The 19,538-nt window shown below is 33.7% G+C and carries 14 protein-coding genes and 1 pseudogene; 6 read left to right on the forward strand and 9 right to left on the reverse strand.

Annotated features, from left to right (window positions below; all coding sequences use genetic code 11):
- Positions 1-16: 16 nt before the first annotated feature.
- Together F1325_RS11315 and F1325_RS11320 are read right to left on the reverse strand one after the other, a co-directional pair.
- Positions 17-547, reverse strand: a complete 531-nt coding sequence (locus F1325_RS11315; RefSeq protein ID WP_109374196.1) for a fimbrial protein — start codon at positions 545-547, stop codon at positions 17-19.
- 623 nt (positions 548-1,170) lie between these two features.
- On the reverse strand, positions 1,171-1,617 hold the full coding sequence (locus tag F1325_RS11320; protein ID WP_160230454.1) for a DUF6386 family protein: 447 nt from the start codon (positions 1,615-1,617) through the stop codon (positions 1,171-1,173).
- A gap of 328 nt (positions 1,618-1,945) precedes the next feature.
- Here F1325_RS11320 and F1325_RS11325 point away from each other — a divergent pair, with 328 nt between their 5' ends.
- Complete coding sequence (locus F1325_RS11325; protein WP_160230455.1) at positions 1,946-2,782, forward strand: hypothetical protein; 837 nt, start codon at positions 1,946-1,948, stop codon at positions 2,780-2,782.
- Between the two features lie 226 nt (positions 2,783-3,008).
- Complete coding sequence (locus F1325_RS11330) at positions 3,009-3,839, forward strand: hypothetical protein (protein ID WP_109374193.1); 831 nt, start codon at positions 3,009-3,011, stop codon at positions 3,837-3,839.
- Between the two features lie 111 nt (positions 3,840-3,950).
- Here the strand turns inward: F1325_RS11330 and putP are convergent, their stop codons facing one another.
- Positions 3,951-5,435 carry a sodium/proline symporter PutP gene (gene putP, locus F1325_RS11335; RefSeq protein WP_109374192.1) on the reverse strand — a complete coding sequence of 495 codons (1,485 nt, stop codon included), beginning with the start codon at positions 5,433-5,435 and terminating at the stop codon, positions 3,951-3,953.
- A gap of 469 nt (positions 5,436-5,904) precedes the next feature.
- Here putP and putA point away from each other — a divergent pair, with 469 nt between their 5' ends.
- Complete coding sequence (putA, locus tag F1325_RS11340; protein ID WP_160230456.1) at positions 5,905-9,873, forward strand: trifunctional transcriptional regulator/proline dehydrogenase/L-glutamate gamma-semialdehyde dehydrogenase; 3,969 nt, start codon at positions 5,905-5,907, stop codon at positions 9,871-9,873.
- A 435-nt stretch (positions 9,874-10,308) separates the two neighbouring features.
- Here putA and fliZ read toward each other — a convergent pair whose 3' ends face one another.
- The 4 genes and pseudogenes from fliZ to F1325_RS11360 all read right to left on the reverse strand — a co-directional run.
- A complete protein-coding gene (gene fliZ / locus F1325_RS11345; RefSeq protein ID WP_160230457.1) occupies positions 10,309-10,839 on the reverse strand; it encodes a flagella biosynthesis regulatory protein FliZ in 531 nt (176 codons plus the stop codon).
- Between the two features lie 58 nt (positions 10,840-10,897).
- Positions 10,898-11,620 (reverse strand): RNA polymerase sigma factor FliA, encoded by a 723-nt coding sequence (locus F1325_RS11350; RefSeq protein WP_036912728.1) that lies wholly within the window; start codon positions 11,618-11,620, stop codon positions 10,898-10,900.
- Between the two features lie 439 nt (positions 11,621-12,059).
- Positions 12,060-13,175 (reverse strand): FliC/FljB family flagellin, encoded by a 1,116-nt coding sequence (locus tag F1325_RS11355; RefSeq protein WP_160230458.1) that lies wholly within the window; start codon positions 13,173-13,175, stop codon positions 12,060-12,062.
- Positions 13,176-13,620: 445 nt separating this feature from the next.
- Positions 13,621-14,364 (reverse strand): annotated as a pseudogene (locus tag F1325_RS11360) (flagellin); the annotation flags it as partial.
- A 300-nt stretch (positions 14,365-14,664) separates the two neighbouring features.
- Here F1325_RS11360 and F1325_RS11365 point away from each other — a divergent pair.
- Together F1325_RS11365 and F1325_RS11370 are read left to right on the forward strand one after the other, a co-directional pair.
- Positions 14,665-14,892, forward strand: a complete 228-nt coding sequence (locus tag F1325_RS11365) for a DNA polymerase III subunit theta (protein WP_160230880.1) — start codon at positions 14,665-14,667, stop codon at positions 14,890-14,892.
- Positions 14,893-15,197: 305 nt separating this feature from the next.
- On the forward strand, positions 15,198-15,386 hold the full coding sequence (locus F1325_RS11370) for an integrase (RefSeq protein WP_244313519.1): 189 nt from the start codon (positions 15,198-15,200) through the stop codon (positions 15,384-15,386).
- A gap of 103 nt (positions 15,387-15,489) precedes the next feature.
- Here the strand turns inward: F1325_RS11370 and F1325_RS11375 are convergent, their stop codons facing one another.
- Complete coding sequence (locus F1325_RS11375; protein ID WP_160230459.1) at positions 15,490-16,794, reverse strand: hypothetical protein; 1,305 nt, start codon at positions 16,792-16,794, stop codon at positions 15,490-15,492.
- Positions 16,795-16,814: 20 nt separating this feature from the next.
- Entirely contained in the window at positions 16,815-18,095 is a 1,281-nt protein-coding gene (locus F1325_RS11380) for a porin family protein (protein WP_160230460.1), read from the reverse strand.
- Positions 18,096-19,209: 1,114 nt separating this feature from the next.
- Here F1325_RS11380 and F1325_RS11385 point away from each other — a divergent pair.
- The gene (locus tag F1325_RS11385; RefSeq protein ID WP_160230461.1) at positions 19,210-19,488 is read left to right on the forward strand and encodes a helix-turn-helix domain-containing protein; all 279 of its coding nucleotides are present in this window, start codon (positions 19,210-19,212) and stop codon (positions 19,486-19,488) included.
- Positions 19,489-19,538 lie beyond the last annotated feature (50 nt).

Here is a 19,538-nt window from a genome sequence, read left to right on the forward strand (position 1 = left end):
AGGAGACATATAAGCATTATTGATAAGAGATAGAGTACTGCACACTACCTTCTACTTTACCTGCTGTTGCAACATCATCGGCATAATAACGTACAGCATAATCATAAGATGCTGCTTTTTCGTTTGCTTTTAATACTAAACCTTCGTTACCTACACCAGTTAAATCAATTTTGGTGCCTGTTTTCGCAGGATCAATAATTTCTAAGCTAACATTGTTATTTGCTGCTGTATTACCAATACGACCTTCTGTTGTCAGATTATTAGCAATAAAAATGGTTTTAATATTTGTATCTGTTGGTTTAGAACCAGTACAACCACTCACTGCGATAGTAAATGGTGTTTGTCCTGCAGTTTTACCTGCTGTGTCTAATGCTGTAACAGGAACAGTAGGTAATAAAACAACAGGAAGTGCAGAATTACCATTCACAGTTACAGTACAAGTTTCATCAGAAACTTCACCTTGGAAACGAATGGTATTATCAGAAGCTGCAAAAGCGGTAGAAGAAAAAATACCTGCTATAACAGTAGCAAGAAGTATTTTATTCATAATAAAACTCTCCGGTAATATATCAAAATAAGACTAGTTTATTGTATTGGTAATATAAAAAGGCGAACACGAAATAAGTTTATTAATAACCTTATTTCATGTTTATTACGTACTAATATTTAAGTATGTATAATTATCAGCTTATTTACTCATAAAATGCAACTAAATTCACCGAGTATAGAGGTTAATACGTATACATTTTTCTATTTTAAGTATATTCTTATAATCTAAATATGACTATTACGTATTTTTGGTAAGATATTTATTAATTTTATTAGGATTAATATTAAAAATTATATTAATCCAGTTCAAATTGACATTTGTCATTTTTAATAAAACAAGAACAATAAATTGATTAATTAAATTTAAAAAAATCTTTCCCATTCTTTATTTTATTATTGAAATATTATTTTTTCTTTTAGTGATATTTAAACCATATTAATAAATTAAAATTTAGTAAATTGATTAACTTTATTTATAATCACCACATTCGTTATATTGTATTTAATATAACCATGCTTTTTAATCTACATTTATTAACTTATTAATAAAAAAACAAGAATAGCGCTTAAAATAATAGTATTTTCAAATTGTTACCATTACGTTATCATTTATATATTCCTTTAATATAAACGTAAAACATTCTCAAATTTATTTATTCTCACTTTACTGTAAATAATAGAAATAAAAAGTAGGCTGTTTACCTTTTTTAATGATACGTCATAATATCCTACTGGAAGAAAAATAATTTCCCCTGCACGATATTGTGGATCATCTGGCTCTAAATTACCGCCAGTTGTATCCTCTCCCGCACCAATAAAGATTTCACCAGATGGACAATGTATGTTTATTTTTACATCTGGATCTTCAATTTTATCGCATAGATTAATAGTGTAGAAACCATCATTACCCAAACCAATAAATGCGATATTACCTTTGTTCATTTCATCTAGCTCATCATCAGGTATGCTCCACCAATCTGCTGTATCTGATTTTCTATGCCGGATCGCTTTTAAATCAAAAATGGCTAGAGTTGCCGTATCAGTCATAAAAGAAAATGCGTTTAACATATTCATGCCCCAAAAAACAATTTTGATCGTACCCAAATATATTTCTTACCTTTATGTATCGTTGAATTATATAGGATTTTATCTATACTAGACCTATATTTTATGTACTACTTATACTCTAAATAATTTGCAACAACTTGAATATATGCAAGCAAATACTCTAAATAATTCAAGTTACAGCTAGGCGACAAGTGAATGAGTCACTAGGAGCATACATAAGTATGTGACTAGTGTGAATGAACGTAGGCAACAACGCTGTAGCTTGAAGTATGACGAGTAGCGCTGTAGCTTGAAATATGACGAGTATATAATATACATGGACGGTCTTATGAAATTACAACAACTCCTTATCTCCCTTTCCCTTTATGCGGTATCCTCATTGCCAGCAACCGCTGCGACGACTCAATGTACTGATATTGAAAAGCAAACCAATATTGCCAATAGCAACATTATATTGCTCAGTTCTTACAACGGCCCTGTTAAATCAGTCACGATGACAAGCACTATACCCCATGACGGGCGTTTTAAAGCACTAAAAGGTGAAATTTACTTTGATGAATGTGGAAAGTTATTGAAAGATAGCACATCAATGCAAGAGTACTTTGAAGGTAATGTAGAAACTAATTTAATAAGAACATTGCCTAATAATCCTTCTGTTATCCGATATCAATTTCAGATAAAAAATGCCTATGGTTCACACTCTATCTACATGCAAGAAACCTATCATAAAGATGGACAGAATCGGTTCAACAAAAAAATAATTCAATATTATGCAGATGATGGCACTTTACTGGATACAATCACCAGCCAATTCGACTATAAAGATGGGCGCATTATTAAAGAAACAAGTAAATCATCTGATCCTACAACTGAGACTATCACAACAGAGTACACCTATAATCCTCAAGGAAAACTACAATCCGTAATAGAAGACGGTAAAATAAACGTAGAGTATCAGTATGATCCAAAAGGAAAAGTCGTTACTCAATCAAACTATATCAAAGGCGTTAATGGAGAAGATAAAGCCTTTATCACTACTTGCCTTGAATGGGACAAATTTGCTAATTGTTCAAAAGAGGAACTTGAAAGTACGATTAAATTTAATGATGAAGTGATTAATTTCAGTAAAGCCATGCTTCATAACGAGTTTATTTACTACGAATAATATTTACATTATATTTTCGTATCAAATTTAAGTTAATAATATAAAAATCAGACTATCAAAAATAGACTGGTTTTTATATTTATTACATATCTTCTTATCTATGGTTAGATACTTCTTCTTGATACTTTCATTAAAAAACAATTTATGTAAAACTACTTAAATCAATTAATGATGAATATGCTTTATAACATGTTCTCTTTTAATAAAATTTAAGATGACGCATTATATGAAATTATCACTTCTTTTTATTTTTTCTCTATACACACTTTTTATTTCACTCCCAGCATTTGCGACATCAACATCTTGTAAAGATCTACAAAAACAGGTGAACCAGTCTAATAATATGCCCACTCTGTTAGAGTTTTATTATGGGCCTATAAAATCAATCATCATCACTAGTACATTACCTGAAAAAGGTCGATTTAAAGCCTATAAAGGTGAAATACAATTTGATGAATGTGGCTCTCTCACTAAATTTGATTCTTCTACGCAAGAATATATTCATGAGCGAATCGAAACAAATCTTGTAAGAATGTCAACACCTTATAATATCAAATATAAATACCAGCTGAAGAGCTTACACAAAGTCTACACTCTCTATCTTAATGAAATATATGGTAAAAATAGTCAAAACCAGCTAATAAATAAAACTTCTCATTTCTATGATGGAGATGGAACACTTATAGGAACCGATTTTTCAAAAATTGTTTATGATGACAGTAAGATTGCATCAGAAACAATTATTGAATCTAGCGCTGAAAATCAAGGGAGTACAATTTATTATTCTTATGATAATAAAGGCCGCCTCTTAAAAGCAATTGATAATAATGAAGTAATGTTAGAATTTAATTATGGCGAAGATGGTAAAATCTTACATCAAATACAAATATTTACGAGTTTGTATGACGATATAAGAGAGTATGATAGTACTTGCCAAGAATGGGATAAATATAATAATTGCTTAACATGGAATATGGTAAGTGAAGTTAGAAAAGATGGCAAAATAATCGATACCAGCACAGCAATTTTATATAATAAATTTGAATATTATGAATAAGTTACTAGTGTTATAAATTATACTCTCTTTTAAATTTATAATAAATTTACATAACAAAGGCCATCTTATTAAATAAAGTGGCCTTTTATTGTTCTAATTTTCTATATTTTATTATGTATTACGATATTGAGTTTCAGCTTCATCAAAGCGTTGTTGGTTTTCTTTACTCGGCTCTTTACCCATTAAACTGATGACAACGATAGCGATAGAGGCGAAGATAAAACCAGGAATTATTTCATATAACCCAAACCATTTATATTGCATCCACACTAACACGGTTAAAGCACCAATCAACATTCCAGCAAATGCACCATTACGAGTCATACGTTTCCACATTACAGAAATGAGGATCACAGGACCAAAAGCGGCACCAAAACCTGCCCACGCGTTACTCACTAAATCAAGCACCTTATTGTTTGGATCACGCGCTAAGAAGATTGCGATTATCGCAACTAATAACACCATGCCACGCCCTACCCAAACTAACTCTTTTTGGCTTGCACTTTTACGAATAAATGGCTTGTATAAATCTTCAGTTAACGCACTTGCACAGACTAATAATTGACAGCTTAATGTACTCATTACCGCAGCTAGAATTGCAGACAACAGAATACCCGCAATCCATGGATTAAAGAGCAGTGAAGCCAGCTCCATAAAAATACGTTCATTTTTAGCTGTTACAGCGCCCGCTTGTGCTGGATTCATTTCAAAGTAAGCAATACCAAAGAATCCAACCGCAACCGTGCCACCTAAACAGAGGATCATCCACGTCATACCAATACGACGTGCTTTACGAATAGTTTGATTAGAATCGGCCGCCATAAAACGTGCAAGAATATGAGGTTGCCCAAAATAACCTAATCCCCATGCTAATAACGAAACAATCGCAATAAAATCAAGCCCTTTGAACATATCCAAATAAGAGGGATCTTTTGCTTTAATGATAGCAACAGAAGTATCAATGCCGCCCACTGAGAAAATAACAATAATAGGTGTTAGGATCAGAGCAAAGATCATTAAAGTCGCTTGAACGGTATCTGTCCAACTTACAGCAAGAAAGCCACCTAAAAAGGTATATGCGATAGTTGCAAGCGCACCATAAATCATCGCTTCGTGATAAGGAATATGAAACGTAGATTCAAACAGCATTCCACCAGCAACCACGCCTGATGCACAATAGATAGTAAAGAAGGTAAGAATAACTAACGCTGAAATGATACGTAGCATTTTGCTTTTATCATCAAAACGCGATGTCAAATAATCGGGCAACGTTAATGCATTATTATTTTTTTCAGTTTGCAAACGTAAACGCCCTGCAACTAAACGCCAGTTTAGCCACGCGCCTAAACAGAGTCCAATAGCTATCCAACTTTCTGAAATACCAGCGAAAAATACCACGCCAGGTAATCCCATTAATAACCAACCACTCATATCTGAAGCACCCGCTGACAACGCAGTGACTACACTGCCTAATCGCCGACCGCCAAGAATATAATCATCAAAGTTTTTTGTTGAACGATAAGCAAGGTAGCCAATAAAAAGCATACCCAAGATATAGATCGTAAATGTAATTAGCATTGGCGAAGTTAAAGCCATAATTGCAGTTCTCCATAAATCTGTTTCCGATCATCGGTATGCTTTTGACTTGTACAGGAACGTTGCACTTCGTTGCGCATTAATGATCTTTTCAGTTTTTAATTAAAATAATTTCTTACAGCAACAGATAAAGCATTCACATCAATCCTAGAATAGGTTAACTGCATTTAACAAGAAATTAACGTCTAAATGTTTAAATTTTGTATATGACTTCACACTATTTGTCTTAATTCGAGGGTGTATTATAAATATAAACATCAACAAAATAAATATAATTTATTGATTTATATATAAATATATAGAGAAAATAAATTAGATCACTTTTAATCACCCACAAAACCTGACTACTTTCACATTATTTATAAATAAATTGTTAACAATGTTGCACAAAGTTGCAACATGAATGATATTAATAAAAATAACGGGTAACTGTACTTGTGAATTAGAAATAGAATATGAGGAGCACTGCATGAGTAGCACAACAATGGGTGTTAGACTTGATGAAGAAACCCGCAATAGATTAAAAGAAGCTGCACAGAAACTAGATAGAACATCGCATTGGTTAATTAAACAGGCTATTTTCAATTATCTAGAACAAGTTGAAAATGATCAGGTTAATCTTGGTAACTCAACATTTACAGAGCAAGATATTGATGAAAGCACTGAAACACCAACCGCTCATTATCAGCCTTTCTTGGAATTTGCTGAACATATTCACCCACAGTCTGTTTTACGCTCAGCAATTACTTCTGCCTATCGCACCCCTGAAATACAAGCAGTACCGATGCTATTACAACAAGCGACCTTACCTGAAAATGAGGCACAAGCAACGCATAAATTAGCCTATTCCATTGCCGAAAAATTACGTAAACAGAAAAATGGTATTGGACGATCAGGGTTAGTTCAAGGTCTATTGCAGGAATTCTCACTTTCTTCACAAGAAGGTGTTGCCCTTATGTGTTTAGCAGAAGCTTTATTGCGTATTCCAGATAAAGCCACTCGTGATGCACTTATCCGCGATAAAATCAGTCATGGAAACTGGCGTTCACATTTAGGACAAAGTCAGTCTATGTTTGTGAATGCGGCTACATGGGGCTTATTATTCACAGGTAAATTAGTTTCTACACATAATGAAGAAAAACTGTCTAACTCTTTAAATCGCATTCTCACCAAAAGTGGCGAGCCATTAGTCCGTAAAGGTGTTGATATGGCGATGCGTTTAATGGGTGAGCAATTTGTGACCGGTGAGACTATTTCTCAAGCACTCGCGAATGCGCGTAAACTTGAAGAAAAAGGCTTTAGCTACTCTTATGACATGTTAGGGGAAGCAGCATTAACAGAAAAAGATGCTCAGGATTATTTAGTTTCTTATCAACAAGCGATCCACGCAATTGGTAAAGCCTCTAATGGCAGAGGTATTTATGAAGGCCCGGGAATATCTATCAAGCTTTCAGCATTACATCCTCGTTATAGCCGTGCTCAATATGAGCGAGTTATGTCAGAGCTTTACCCTCGCCTACTCTCATTAACATTACAAGCAAAGCAATACGATATTGGTATTAATATTGATGCGGAAGAAGCAGATAGACTTGAGATTTCACTCGATTTACTTGAAAAACTCTGTTTTGAACCTGAATTAGCAGGTTGGAATGGTATTGGCTTTGTTATTCAGGCTTACCAAAAACGTTGTCCATTAGTTATTGATTATGTGATTGATTTGGCACGCCGTAGTCGTCGTCGCTTAATGATCCGTTTAGTAAAAGGCGCCTATTGGGATAGCGAAGTAAAACGCGCTCAAATTGACGGTCTTGAAGATTATCCAGTCTATACTCGCAAAGTGTATACCGATGTCTCTTATCTTGCCTGTGCGAAAAAACTACTCGCATCACCTAATTTTATTTATCCGCAATTCGCGACACATAATGCACACACACTGTCAGCAATTTATCATTTAGCAGGTCAAAACTATTATCCTGGACAATATGAGTTCCAGTGTTTACACGGTATGGGTGAACCCCTTTATGCTCAAGTTGTCGGTAAAATAGCAGACGGAAAATTAGGTCGCCCTTGTCGTATTTATGCACCAGTAGGGACTCATGAAACATTACTTGCTTATTTGGTACGTCGTTTACTCGAGAATGGCGCGAATACTTCATTTGTAAACCGAATTGCTGATACCACAATTTCTCTTGATGAATTGGTGGCAGATCCGGTCAAAGAAGTGAATAGAATGGCTCAAACAGAAGGCCAAATTGGGCTTTCTCATCCTAAAATTCCGCTTCCTAATAAACTGTATGGTGATGAACGCAAAAACTCACCGGGCATTGATATGTCAAACGAACATCGCTTGGCTTCGCTTTCTAGTGCCTTATTAACATCAGCAACCGAAAATATACATTGCGAACCTTTATTAGGTGATACGTTTAATTCTTCAGAAAAAATACAAGAACCTCAATCTGTATTAAACCCAGCCAATCATGCGGATATTGTAGGTACAGTAAGAGAAGCCACAGAAGCCGAGGCAGATTTTGCCTTAACCATTGCTCAAGAAAACGGTGAGATCTGGTTTGCAACACCACCAGCGCAAAGAGCTTCATTCTTGATCCGTGCTGCGGAATTAATGGAGCAGCAAATGGGATCACTTATGGGAATATTGGTGCGTGAAGCGGGTAAAACTTATAGCAATGCGATTGCTGAAGTTCGTGAAGCCATTGATTTTCTCTATTATTATGCGGCTCAAGTCGCTCATGATTTTGATAACAACACACATCGTCCTTTAGGGCCTGTGGTTTGTATCAGCCCTTGGAACTTCCCATTAGCGATATTCAGCGGACAAATTGCGGCAGCTTTAGCAGCAGGTAATACCGTTCTTGCAAAACCCGCAGAGCAGACACCTTTAATTGCATCAAAAGCCGTTGAACTTTTCCATCAAGCAGGTATCCCTTCTTTTGCACTACAACTGCTACCAGGACAAGGAGAAACCATTGGTGCACGTTTAGTGGCTGATGAGCGTGTTCGTGGCGTGATGTTTACAGGTTCAACAGATGTGGCTCATATTTTACAAAAGACCTTAGCAGGTCGATTAGACAGTGAAGGTCACCCTGTACCTTTAGTGGCAGAAACTGGTGGCTTAAATGCTATGATTGTTGATTCATCTGCATTAACAGAGCAAGTGGTGACTGATGTTATGGCATCTGCTTACGATAGCGCGGGTCAGCGTTGCTCTGCTTTACGCCTATTATGTATTCAAGAAGAAGTGGCTGATCATACTATCGAGATGCTTAAAGGTGCGATGGCACAAGCCACAATCGGTGATCCAAGTTTGCTATCCACAGATATTGGCCCTGTTATCGATAAAGAAGCAAAATCAGGCATAGAGAAGCATATCCAATCAATGCGCACAACAGGCTTCGATATTTATCAAGCATCACACAATAGTCTGTCAAAACACATCGAGAATAACAGTACCTTTGTTCAACCGACTTTAATTGAATTAGATAAAGTCAGTTCATTGAAGAAAGAAATCTTTGGCCCTGTGTTACATGTTGTACGTTATGCAAGCCAAGATTTACCTGTATTACTAGAAGAGATTAATGCAACAGGGTATGGGCTAACAATGGGCGTTCATACGCGTATTGATGAAACAATTGCTTATGTTGCCTCAAATGCCAAAGTGGGAAATTTATACGTAAACCGCAATATGGTTGGTGCAGTTGTGGGTGTTCAACCTTTTGGTGGTGAAGGATTATCTGGTACAGGACCAAAAGCAGGCGGTCCTGTTTATCTGTATCGCTTGTTATCTAAACGTCCTGAAAATGCCGCAACGCAAACACTAGCACGCCAAGATGAAACACTTCCTCTTGATACTTCTATGCGTAATTCGTTATTACAGACTTATCATAAGTATATGGAGTGGCTATCAAGCAGAGCGGATAAATCACATTATGAAGCTTTAGAAAAATATGCTCTTGCATCCCAAGCAGGAACATTACGCGTATTACCAGGCCCTACAGGTGAACGTAATACTTATCAATTAGTCCCTTGTGGTAACGTACTTTGTATTTCAGATAACGAACAAGATGTATTCACTCAAATTGCCGCTGTTCTCGCTTCTGGTTGTCATGCCGTTGTCGTTAATAGCCTATTTTCACAAAAAACATATCGTGAATTGCCTGATATTGTTAGAAAAGCCATTACGCTGACTGAAAATTGGAATGATGAGTCACTGAAAATAAATGCAGTGATTTACCATGGTGATGGTGATCAATTGCGTGAAACTTGCCAGAAAATTGCTCAACGCAAAGGTGCGATAATTTCTGTTCAAGGATTTTCTCGTGGTGAGATAGGTCTATTGTTAGAGCGTTTATTACATGAAAGAGCATTGAGTATTAACACCGCTGCTGCGGGAGGTAATGCAAGCTTAATGACAATTAGTTAATTACTCCATCTCTTTCTCTCCTTGTCTTTGAGACCACCTTTAAAGTTTGTTTTCTTAAAGGTGGTTTTTTCTTTTGTTACTCCATTTTTCTAAAGAGATAGCCCAAAATATTATTTTTTTGAATGCTGTGACTACTCTCACTCTTTTTATATTTATTATTCGCGGCGAGTTATTTTCGTAAATATACTTACGCCCAAGTCAACCTAGAAGTTGATTTAATTATATCTTTATGAATACCTGAAACTTGCGCCCCACTGTGGGCGCTTTTTTTTATCTAAAAATAGGTTATTAGTGCAAATATCCTTATTAAAGGATAAACAAAAAACTTTTTTAAGATAAGAGGAAAAGCAGAAAGGTAAATAAAGTGTGATTATCAGCGACAAAAGAAAAAGGAGTAGGCTAGGCTACTCCTTTTAAGGTCTCTCTTGAGCGCAATTAGTGACTGCTACTTATCGATGGTGGCTCTTGGCACCAATCGAGATATTGCTCATACTTACGTAGCGCAATGTTGTAGTTACTAAATGCAGAGGGAGTGAGCTTTTTACTCAGGTCTGACTGAATTTTCTCTGTCGTAAATTCTTGACGCGGAAAATTAGTTGAAGTCAGTAATTCATCGAGCCGACGTAAACGAACCACATACTCACGAACAGTACTGTGGCTCATCTCCGTTTGTTCAAACAAATACTGCTTAAAAGACATAATGTCAAAGTAGTCAGTTTCACTATTACAGTAAATCTCACTACAGAAACGACATAGCGCAGAAAACTTCTCTTGTAACGATCCCCACGTTTCATCATCAACTAAATCTGTCATTTCAGAAATGGCTTCTTTATTGATGACTTGGCGATTGAATACGAGAGAGATCCGATCAAGCGCCTTGTGGCAATGCAGACAATGAGTCTGGCTATGTTTATAGTCTTTAATGTAACGGCTTAGCGGCCGTTTCTTTTGTGTTGAAACAGACATAAGAGATAAAGCCCTGTGTTGTAGTCTTAATAAACAAAAACAAAAATAAGCAAAACTTCTATTTCTCTGGGTTTAAGCGTGCTCGCAGCCTTTTTATGGCTTGGCTGTGTAGCTGGCTCACGCGGGATTCCCCGACATTAAGCACTGCGCCTATTTCTTTCAAATTAAGTTCTTCCTGATAATACAGAGTAAGAACCATTTTTTCCCTTTCGGGAAGCAATTCTATCGCGTCTATGACTCTTTGGCGAATATCACTTTCTAATAACATCTGTAATGGATTGTCATCATGATCTTCGTCTTGAGACGGTTCACAGCTTTCACCGTAAATTTCATGCCATTCGTCATAAGAGAACAATTGGCTGTTATTCGTATCCAATAGGATCTGCCGGTATTCTGCTAACTCAATCTGCAAATGATCAGCAACTTCCTGTTCTAATGGGGGTCGTCCTAGATCCTGCTCTAATTGATGAATAGAATGGGTAACTTCTCTTGCATTGCGACGCACACTGCGTGGTGCCCAATCTCGACTGCGTAGCTCATCTAACATGGAGCCACGGATACGTTGAACAGCATAAGTGGTAAAGGCAGCGCCTTGCATTGAGTCATAACGCTCAACAGCGTTTAATAACCCAATTCCACCTGCTTGCAAAAGATCATCCAATTCAACACTCGCAGGTAACTTGACCTGTAATCGTAATGCTTCATGGCGAACCAACGGGACATATCGCTCCCAGAGGCTATTTTTGTCCATCACGCCTTCGGCGGTATACAAATCACTCACAACAAAAGACACCTTTGGATAAAAGACCGGAAACCATTATCTGGCTAAATAAATTTAGCAATCGACTGAACAGTGAAGCAAAAGCGCCTCTTTTTCACCTATGCCAAATTTTCAGTAAAAATTGGGTTTTCATTGATAATAATTTGTCATTGCATTACGAGAACTACTTTACCTTAAATGATCGCCGACTAATCCTTAGAAAAACCGTTAATTAAATTGATAATTTAGCTCATTAAAAGAAATCGACGTATTGAATATGCATTCTGTTCATAAAAAAATAACATATAAATCATAGTATTTTATTTTGTGATATTTTAGCTTCTTGGGCGTAAGTTAAAATACTCATGAATGATTAATTAAAAAAACGATTGTTTTGATGATAAAACACCCACTGAAAAAATTGCAGTGGGTGTGATTTGAGGATTATTTAAGATTGAAATTAACGAAGTAGTGATAATACGTTTTGAGGAATTTGATTTGCTTGAGCAAGGACAGAAGTACCCGCTTGTTGCAGTATTTGACCACGACTCATATTAGAGACTTCAGTTGCATAATCTGCATCTAAAATACGACCACGAGAAGCTGATAAATTATTGACGGTATTATTTAAGTTAGTCACTGTTGATTCAAAACGATTTTGCACTGCACCTAATTTAGAACGTCCTTCATCAACTTTACTAATTGCAGAATCTAATGTTTTTAACGCATCATCATTTACTGTTAATACTTTAACATCAACACCCGCATTGGCGGTAAATTCGTTAGCCGCTATTTTTGATGACGCTTTGATATTCAATTCATCTTTTGTTGTTGCACCAGTCAGTTCCAAATCTGATGCTGAAACTAAATAGCTTTTAGTACCATCAGTAAAGATATATTTCCCTTTAATTTCTTTACCGTCTTCCTTATAGGTAGATAAAGTCATACTACCTGACATTTTAGTTGCACCAGTTACCACCTTATCAAGATCAGCTGTTGGCACGATAGTTCCTTTTTCAGTCACCCCTTTTTTAACGGTTGACTCGGTATATAATTTATCGTTTTCAACACCTAAAGTGCCATTATCGATTTTATCTAATTTAAATTTGATCGCCTCTTTATCATTCGCACCGACTTGAATAGTCATTTCGGTATCACCGCTCAATACATGAACGCCATTAAACTGAGTTTGTTCAGAAATACGATTAATTTCTGCTAAACGTTCAGTAACTTCATTTTGAATAGAAGAAATATCAGACGTTGAATTAGTTCCATTTTTTGCTTGAACAGTTAATGTACGAATACGCTGTAAGTTATTAGTAATTTCATCCAATGCCCCTTCTGTGGTTTGAGCAACAGAGATACCGTCATTGGCATTACGAGAAGCTTGTGTTAACCCGTTAATATTTGAAGTGAAACGGTTTGCAATCGCTTGACCTGCCGCATCATCTTTTGCGCTATTAATGCGTAAACCAGAAGACAAACGTTCAATTGCTGTGCCTAAAGCGCCTTGAGATTTATTTAAATTATTTTGAGTCACTAAAGACAGATAATTTGTATTGATAACTTGTGCCATACAATATTCCTTCAACTTGATTTTAAAATGTTTTTAATGAATAGGTTTGTTATTACGTCACTGTAATAACGTTGCCTAAACACTATCGTCATCAATTTTGAGAGTTTTACGATTTTTGACGTCAAGAAAATAGCAATAAAAGCCAGTTAGTTAATTTGTAAGGAATAATTGATTGCAAAAAAAAGAGGAAATGATCGAAAGAAAAAATAAAACTAAAAAAGAGTGGGGTTAAATATAAAATACTGAGAGCCTATATTCTAAATAATTCAACATGTAGTTAGGCAATAAATAAGTGAGTTGCTAAGACAATGGAACTATGGTCAGTATATATCCCCTGCTTAGTGTTAGAAGAAAAGTATGAATATTTTTTAACGTAAAAAACAAAAAAAGACCCTCAGATGAGGGTCTTTGATATAGAAAGGTATCTTTTGTGTCAGAGTACGAATTAACGTAACAGAGACAGAACAGTTTGTGGTACTTGGTTTGCTTGAGCAAGGACAGAAGTACCAGCTTGTTGCAGGATTTGACCACGGCTCATGTTAGAAACTTCTGTTGCATAGTCAGCATCTAAGATACGGCTACGTGCAGCAGATAAGTTGTTAACAGTGTTGTTCAGGTTGTTGATAGTAGATTCAAAACGGTTTTGAATCGCACCTAAAGAAGAACGCATACCATCAACAGTGTTGATAGCTTCGTCTAACGTTTTCAGTTGAGTTTCTAATTTCTCAGCTTTTTTTGATTCATCAGCTGTTAAAGATTTAACTTGTTCGCCAACGTTATAAGAAATTTTACCAGCTTCACCAGCTTTATCTTCACCAGCACCTGTTGCAGTGGCTTTAAATGTTACTGTTTTACCATCAACGGTACCTTGAATATACTGTTGACCATCAGCATCTGCTGCTAATTTAGTCACAGTCATATCATGTTCTTTACCATCTACAGTAACTTTAGCTGTACCACCAGCTGCTAATGTAGGAACATCACCAGCACCAACTTTTAATGTATCTAAATCAGTGTCTGTTAAACCAGCAATTAATGCATCAAATTTGTCTTTAGACATACCTGAAATTTCTGCACCGACTTCTAATGAGTCTACTTTCAGCGTTTTGCTGTCAACTTTTTTCAGATCAAATTCAATTTTTTCTTTGTCGTTAGTACCAACGTGAACGGTCATTTTTTCTTTTTCGCCGCTCAGTACTTTAACGCCGTTGAATTGAGTTTGTTCAGAAATACGGTCGATTTCTTTTAAACGCTCACCAACTTCTTCTTGGATTGATTTGATATCAGATGATGTGAAAATGATGATTAACGCTATTTAGCCTACAAAGCCACTATCCACGCCAGCCAGCAAATTTTAACTTTGCAGAATTTAGTCATTTTTCCTATCATTTTACATATATTATGTCACAATCTCGACACAACATGTAACACCTCCGCATTTTTAATTGCACCCCCCTGCTATACTCTCCAAAAACTAATCGGCTCCAATATAAATCTCGCAAACTTAACCCAAGAAGAAAAAGATAAAATTAATATCGATTTAGCTGTGTCGGGAGTTGCATACAAAGAACGCCTCAATATGCCAGCTGTTGCGTCCGAAGTTGAACGACAACAACCCACACATTTGAGAGCGTACTTTAATGAACGATTAGCATTTTATAGAGAGAGATGTAAGAAATTACCTGATAACAAGTCGGTGCAATATTTGAAAACATAATAGTGCCAATGCTCGATGGAACCGACTGACTTATATAATCAATCAGTTATCAATTTCAGGTGTCTTATTGCTGTCGTGATTTTTTCTCTTACACTTATTGATAAAGCATCATACTGACAGGATCACCCACCATACTCCCTCACCTCATGTGGCGTAGCATTATATATCGCGATGAGTTTTAACTATTTGTTTATTAAGATATATTCACCCTTCTCAGACCTAAAAAATGATTATACCTTCTTATAATCAGTTGATTACAATAATACTTTTATTAGTTTTTATAACCACATATTAGAGCTGTAAATATGATTCAGTCAGTATTCAAAATATTAGCTGGGGAAATGGGAATAAGGTCTGAATTAAGAGATATGGTACAAAACCACAAAAGACTTGGAGTTTCACCGAAACATTATGATCGATATGATTATTTGAGGGAAAAACGAGAAACGCTTGATGCATGGAGCAAAAAACTCTCATTACTTAAAAAATTATAATTATTTTTATCCATATAAACCTAGACTATGATTTTTTAAAAAGCCTCAGCTAAGAGGCTTTTGATAAATAAAACTAACTAAATATCTGTACATCACTCTAATATTAATTCTGTTTTTCTGCTGCTAATACACCTACCCATGACTCCGCTTTTGTAGTTCCTAAAATATATTTATGATCATCTATATTTTCTGCAGAATTAACAAATTGAATATCCATTGCAGCTCTATCATTAGGAATAATACCATTTGATACATGCCGAGTAGGTGTTATTACTAAACTTTTAGTATTACCATCTATTTTAAATAATTCATTATTACCTATACGTGGGTCATTTTCAGTAATAACGCCTTTAACTATACCATTAGTATAATTCATTGTAATGTCTGCTGTTCTAACTACTGCGTTTATTTGGTCAGATCTGTGATCTAAAGGGCCATATACAAAACCATCTTTTTTACTATACACAGCATTTAAATCATTAGGTACATTTTCAGCAATAAGGTCTTTTTCAATAGAATAAATATAAGAAGCATAACTTGCTGTTCTATCAGCATCTAATTCAATTCGATACCCATAATATCCAACATCACCCAACAAACTAAATTGATGAGAATCGCCTTTATCAGTTACGAAAGTAATTATTTTTTCTTCACTAGATAAATAATTCTCATATGGATCTTTTGAACCTTCAATATTATAAACAGGAATATTTTCTTTCCCATACTCCCAGTTAGATTGGTATATCTTATCTATCTTACTACCTGTATATACTTTTTCTTTATTCTTTGATAACAATTTTTCATCCACAGATATTTCTTTATCGTTTGAAATTTCCGCAGCATCTTCTTTTTCAATTTTATTATATATTCTATTTGTTTCTTTATTTACTATCTCATTCACTGCTTTATTTACTTCTTTATTTACTACTTCATTTACTTCTTTATTTACTACTTCATTTACTTCTTTATTCACCACTTCATTTACTTCTTTATTCACCACTTCATTTACTTCTTTATTCACCACTTCATTTACTTCTTTATTCACCACTTCATTTACTTCTTTATTCACCATTTCATTTACTTCTTTATTTACTTCTTTATTTACTTCTTTATTTACTTCTTTATTTACTTCTTTATTCACCATTTCATTTACTTCTTCATTTACTTCTTTATTTACTTCTTTATTTACTTCTTTATTTACTTCTTTATTTACTTCTTTATTTACTTCTTTATTTAATGCTTCATTGACTCTTTTACCTCCCTCTTTATTTAAACTAGATGTAGGGTTGTTAGATATAACATCGACTTTCTTTTCCTGAATAACATTATTATCATTGTTCTCACTACCACCACTAGAACATCCAGCAATAATAAGAGGCAAAACAACAAAAGGTATACTTTTTTTCATAATATAACATCCAACTTTAATTAAAAATATTTACTAAACTCAAGATAAAAATTATTTTTATCATAACTATAAAATAAATTACTACTATCTATTTTTTGATATACCCATGTTATTTTGGGTGTAATTCCATAAAAATAAAAATTTCGATTCCACAATGTTATATAAACACTATACTCATCATTTTTTTGTGGTTTTTTATAAAAATCAGGAACCCAATAATTATTTTCTTCTGCTATTGCTCCTTGATAAATACGCTTAGCATAACCAACTTGAAAACGAGTGGAAATACCTTGTAACCATTCTTGCCCCCAACCTGTACGGACACTGAATCGATCAAAAGCATTAGCTTTACTTTTAGCTTCTTTATGATAAAAATCTATTCCAGAAAACCAATATTGATTACTATTTGATATATACAATAGTGTATCAGATACAGAATAAACATTACCATCCAATAGTTTTGTCTTATGATAACTTTGCCTTGATAACTCAACTGAGAGTGAATTCTTCCATTGTTTATTTAACCAATTATTTATTTCAACCTCTGTTCCAATTGCATTTGAATAACGATGAAATGTAGAACTATTTTGTTGATTTTTATTTGGATCCCATGAGTACTCAACAAAAGGTAAAAATAATACTTCATTAGTTAAATCTTTATATCCAAATCCCACTTTCACTCTAGAAGATATTTCATTATATTTAGAGTTATCCCAATAATATTTCCCCTTTCCTCGAAAATTCAATAAAGAAAAGTAATTTTTATATATCGATAACTTCTTTTCAGCTACACCTACATAAGAAAAACCCTCTGCACTTTCAGGCTTTGATGTACTCTTCCAATTTGCAGTATTAACACCTAATTTAGGAGAATTATTAATATTTGACTCATTTAGATAAACAATGCCACCATTAAATGACCAATCATTCTGATGATTGATTAATTCAGAATATTTATTAATAATATCAATTATATTATCATTCAAATTTTCGCTTTTCAGTTTATCAAATTGTTCTAATGCCGCCTCATTCTCTTTATTTTCAAATAATGCAATTGCTAACTGTAATCGAGCAAATACTAATTTAGGATTTCTAGAAACTAAACTTCTATATAATGATATTGACTTATCTAATTGTTTATTCTTACGAGCAATAATAGCATTACCCCATATTAACAATTCATCATCTTCTTGCTTTTTCTGTTTTTCATAAATAGAAAGTAATAATCCAACACCTTCTACATCATTTCTTATTAATGCAGGAATAAATAATCGTAATAATAGAGTAGGATCCTCAACCAATTGAGCCTCAGTTATCAAATTGTTACTTTTTTTATTATAATCGTCATTCGCAATACTATGAAAACTCAAAAACAGAAAAAATAATAGACAAAACCTGAATTTAAAATTCAATATAAAATTCATAAATAAAGAAATAAACCCAATGAGTTATAACATTAAAGAAAGAAATGCTATATGATAAAATTCACAAAGTAAATATTCTTACATTAATTAAATCTTATAATCTTTTAATAATGATATTAGTTATTTTTTAATTTTATTAAAATTATTTGATTTGCACAAAAAAACCAATTATTTAACTTAAGAAAGGATATAATAACCCAATCATTTGATTAAATAATCAATATCAGCACTAAGCAATATACTTTATATCAGATATTTTTGTATTAATATCAGCCCACACTGTAATTAACTAAAATTTTAAAAATTATAATGTGATTATAATTCAATAGAAATTTCCACTAATTTTCTTAAATTTTTAGCTATATATTATAATTAAACTCGCAACAATATTAGTAAAAAACTGATATTCATAAAAAAAAGCCCGTATAAATACGGGCTAAATTTTAATAAACGTAATGTTAAGATTTTCAAATGAAAACCTGATAAACAAAATATTAATACAATACATTAAAGACATAATCAATAATAAAAAATGACATTCAAAAATTTCATTTTATTTTTAATATTAAAGTTAATTTTTATTATAATTGTATACCATAAATAGAAATAACCAGTATAAATATCTCTCAACAAAGCAGAACAAATAAACGACAATGAAAATCAATATCATTTACTGGTGGTTTATCATTTTATAAATAGTAAAAAAGAGCAAGGTGTTCAATAAACAAGCAAAAAATTTATTAATTATATAATCTATAATTTCATTATTAACACAATATTGAAACATCGAATAAATAGCCCACAAAAACCACACAACCACTTAAAAAAAAACAAAAAAAACACACACCCATCACCTTCACAAGGTGAAATAAACAATATAAAAACCGTATTTTTTATAGCTAAAAAAATTTTTTTATTTAAACTAAATTAATCTTATAACTTTTTGCTCTATCCATTTTAGTTGCAGGATATTTATAATCGGGACAATATCATGAATACATTGAATTACATCATCAGTAAAAAAATAAAACAAAAAAGAAAAGAATTAAAATTAACCGGTATGCAAATGGGATACTTACTTGGAATAAGTCAACAACATTTTTCTCGATTAGAAAATGGTCACATTAAATTCACCGTAGAGCATATATTTGCTATCGCCTCAATATTAGAAGTAAAACCCGAAAGTTTATTACCAACCCACAATATAGCCAAAGCTGAGGCAATTTCATGGGCAAAAACAGTATTATCAGCCGAGACGACTTTACGATGAAATAAAATAGACTAACTATTTATTACATATTAAATAAATAATACATCAAC

Source organism: Proteus columbae (assembly GCF_009914335.1).
Classification (GTDB): Bacteria; Pseudomonadota; Gammaproteobacteria; order Enterobacterales; family Enterobacteriaceae; genus Proteus.

Coding starts and splice junctions, on each gene's coding strand:
- F1325_RS11315 (WP_109374196.1), bottom strand. CDS start 547: ATGAATAAAATACTTCTTGCTACTGTTATAGCAGGTATTTTTTCTTCT.
- F1325_RS11320 (WP_160230454.1), bottom strand. CDS start 1,617: ATGTTAAACGCATTTTCTTTTATGACTGATACGGCAACTCTAGCCATT.
- F1325_RS11325 (WP_160230455.1), top strand. CDS start 1,946: ATGAAATTACAACAACTCCTTATCTCCCTTTCCCTTTATGCGGTATCC.
- F1325_RS11330 (WP_109374193.1), top strand. CDS start 3,009: ATGAAATTATCACTTCTTTTTATTTTTTCTCTATACACACTTTTTATT.
- putP (WP_109374192.1), bottom strand. CDS start 5,435: ATGGCTTTAACTTCGCCAATGCTAATTACATTTACGATCTATATCTTG.
- putA (WP_160230456.1), top strand. CDS start 5,905: ATGAGTAGCACAACAATGGGTGTTAGACTTGATGAAGAAACCCGCAAT.
- fliZ (WP_160230457.1), bottom strand. CDS start 10,839: ATGTCTGTTTCAACACAAAAGAAACGGCCGCTAAGCCGTTACATTAAA.
- F1325_RS11355 (WP_160230458.1), bottom strand. CDS start 13,175: ATGGCACAAGTTATCAATACAAATTATCTGTCTTTAGTGACTCAAAAT.
- F1325_RS11370 (WP_244313519.1), top strand. CDS start 15,198: ATGATTCAGTCAGTATTCAAAATATTAGCTGGGGAAATGGGAATAAGG.
- F1325_RS11375 (WP_160230459.1), bottom strand. CDS start 16,794: ATGAAAAAAAGTATACCTTTTGTTGTTTTGCCTCTTATTATTGCTGGA.
- F1325_RS11385 (WP_160230461.1), top strand. CDS start 19,210: ATGAATACATTGAATTACATCATCAGTAAAAAAATAAAACAAAAAAGA.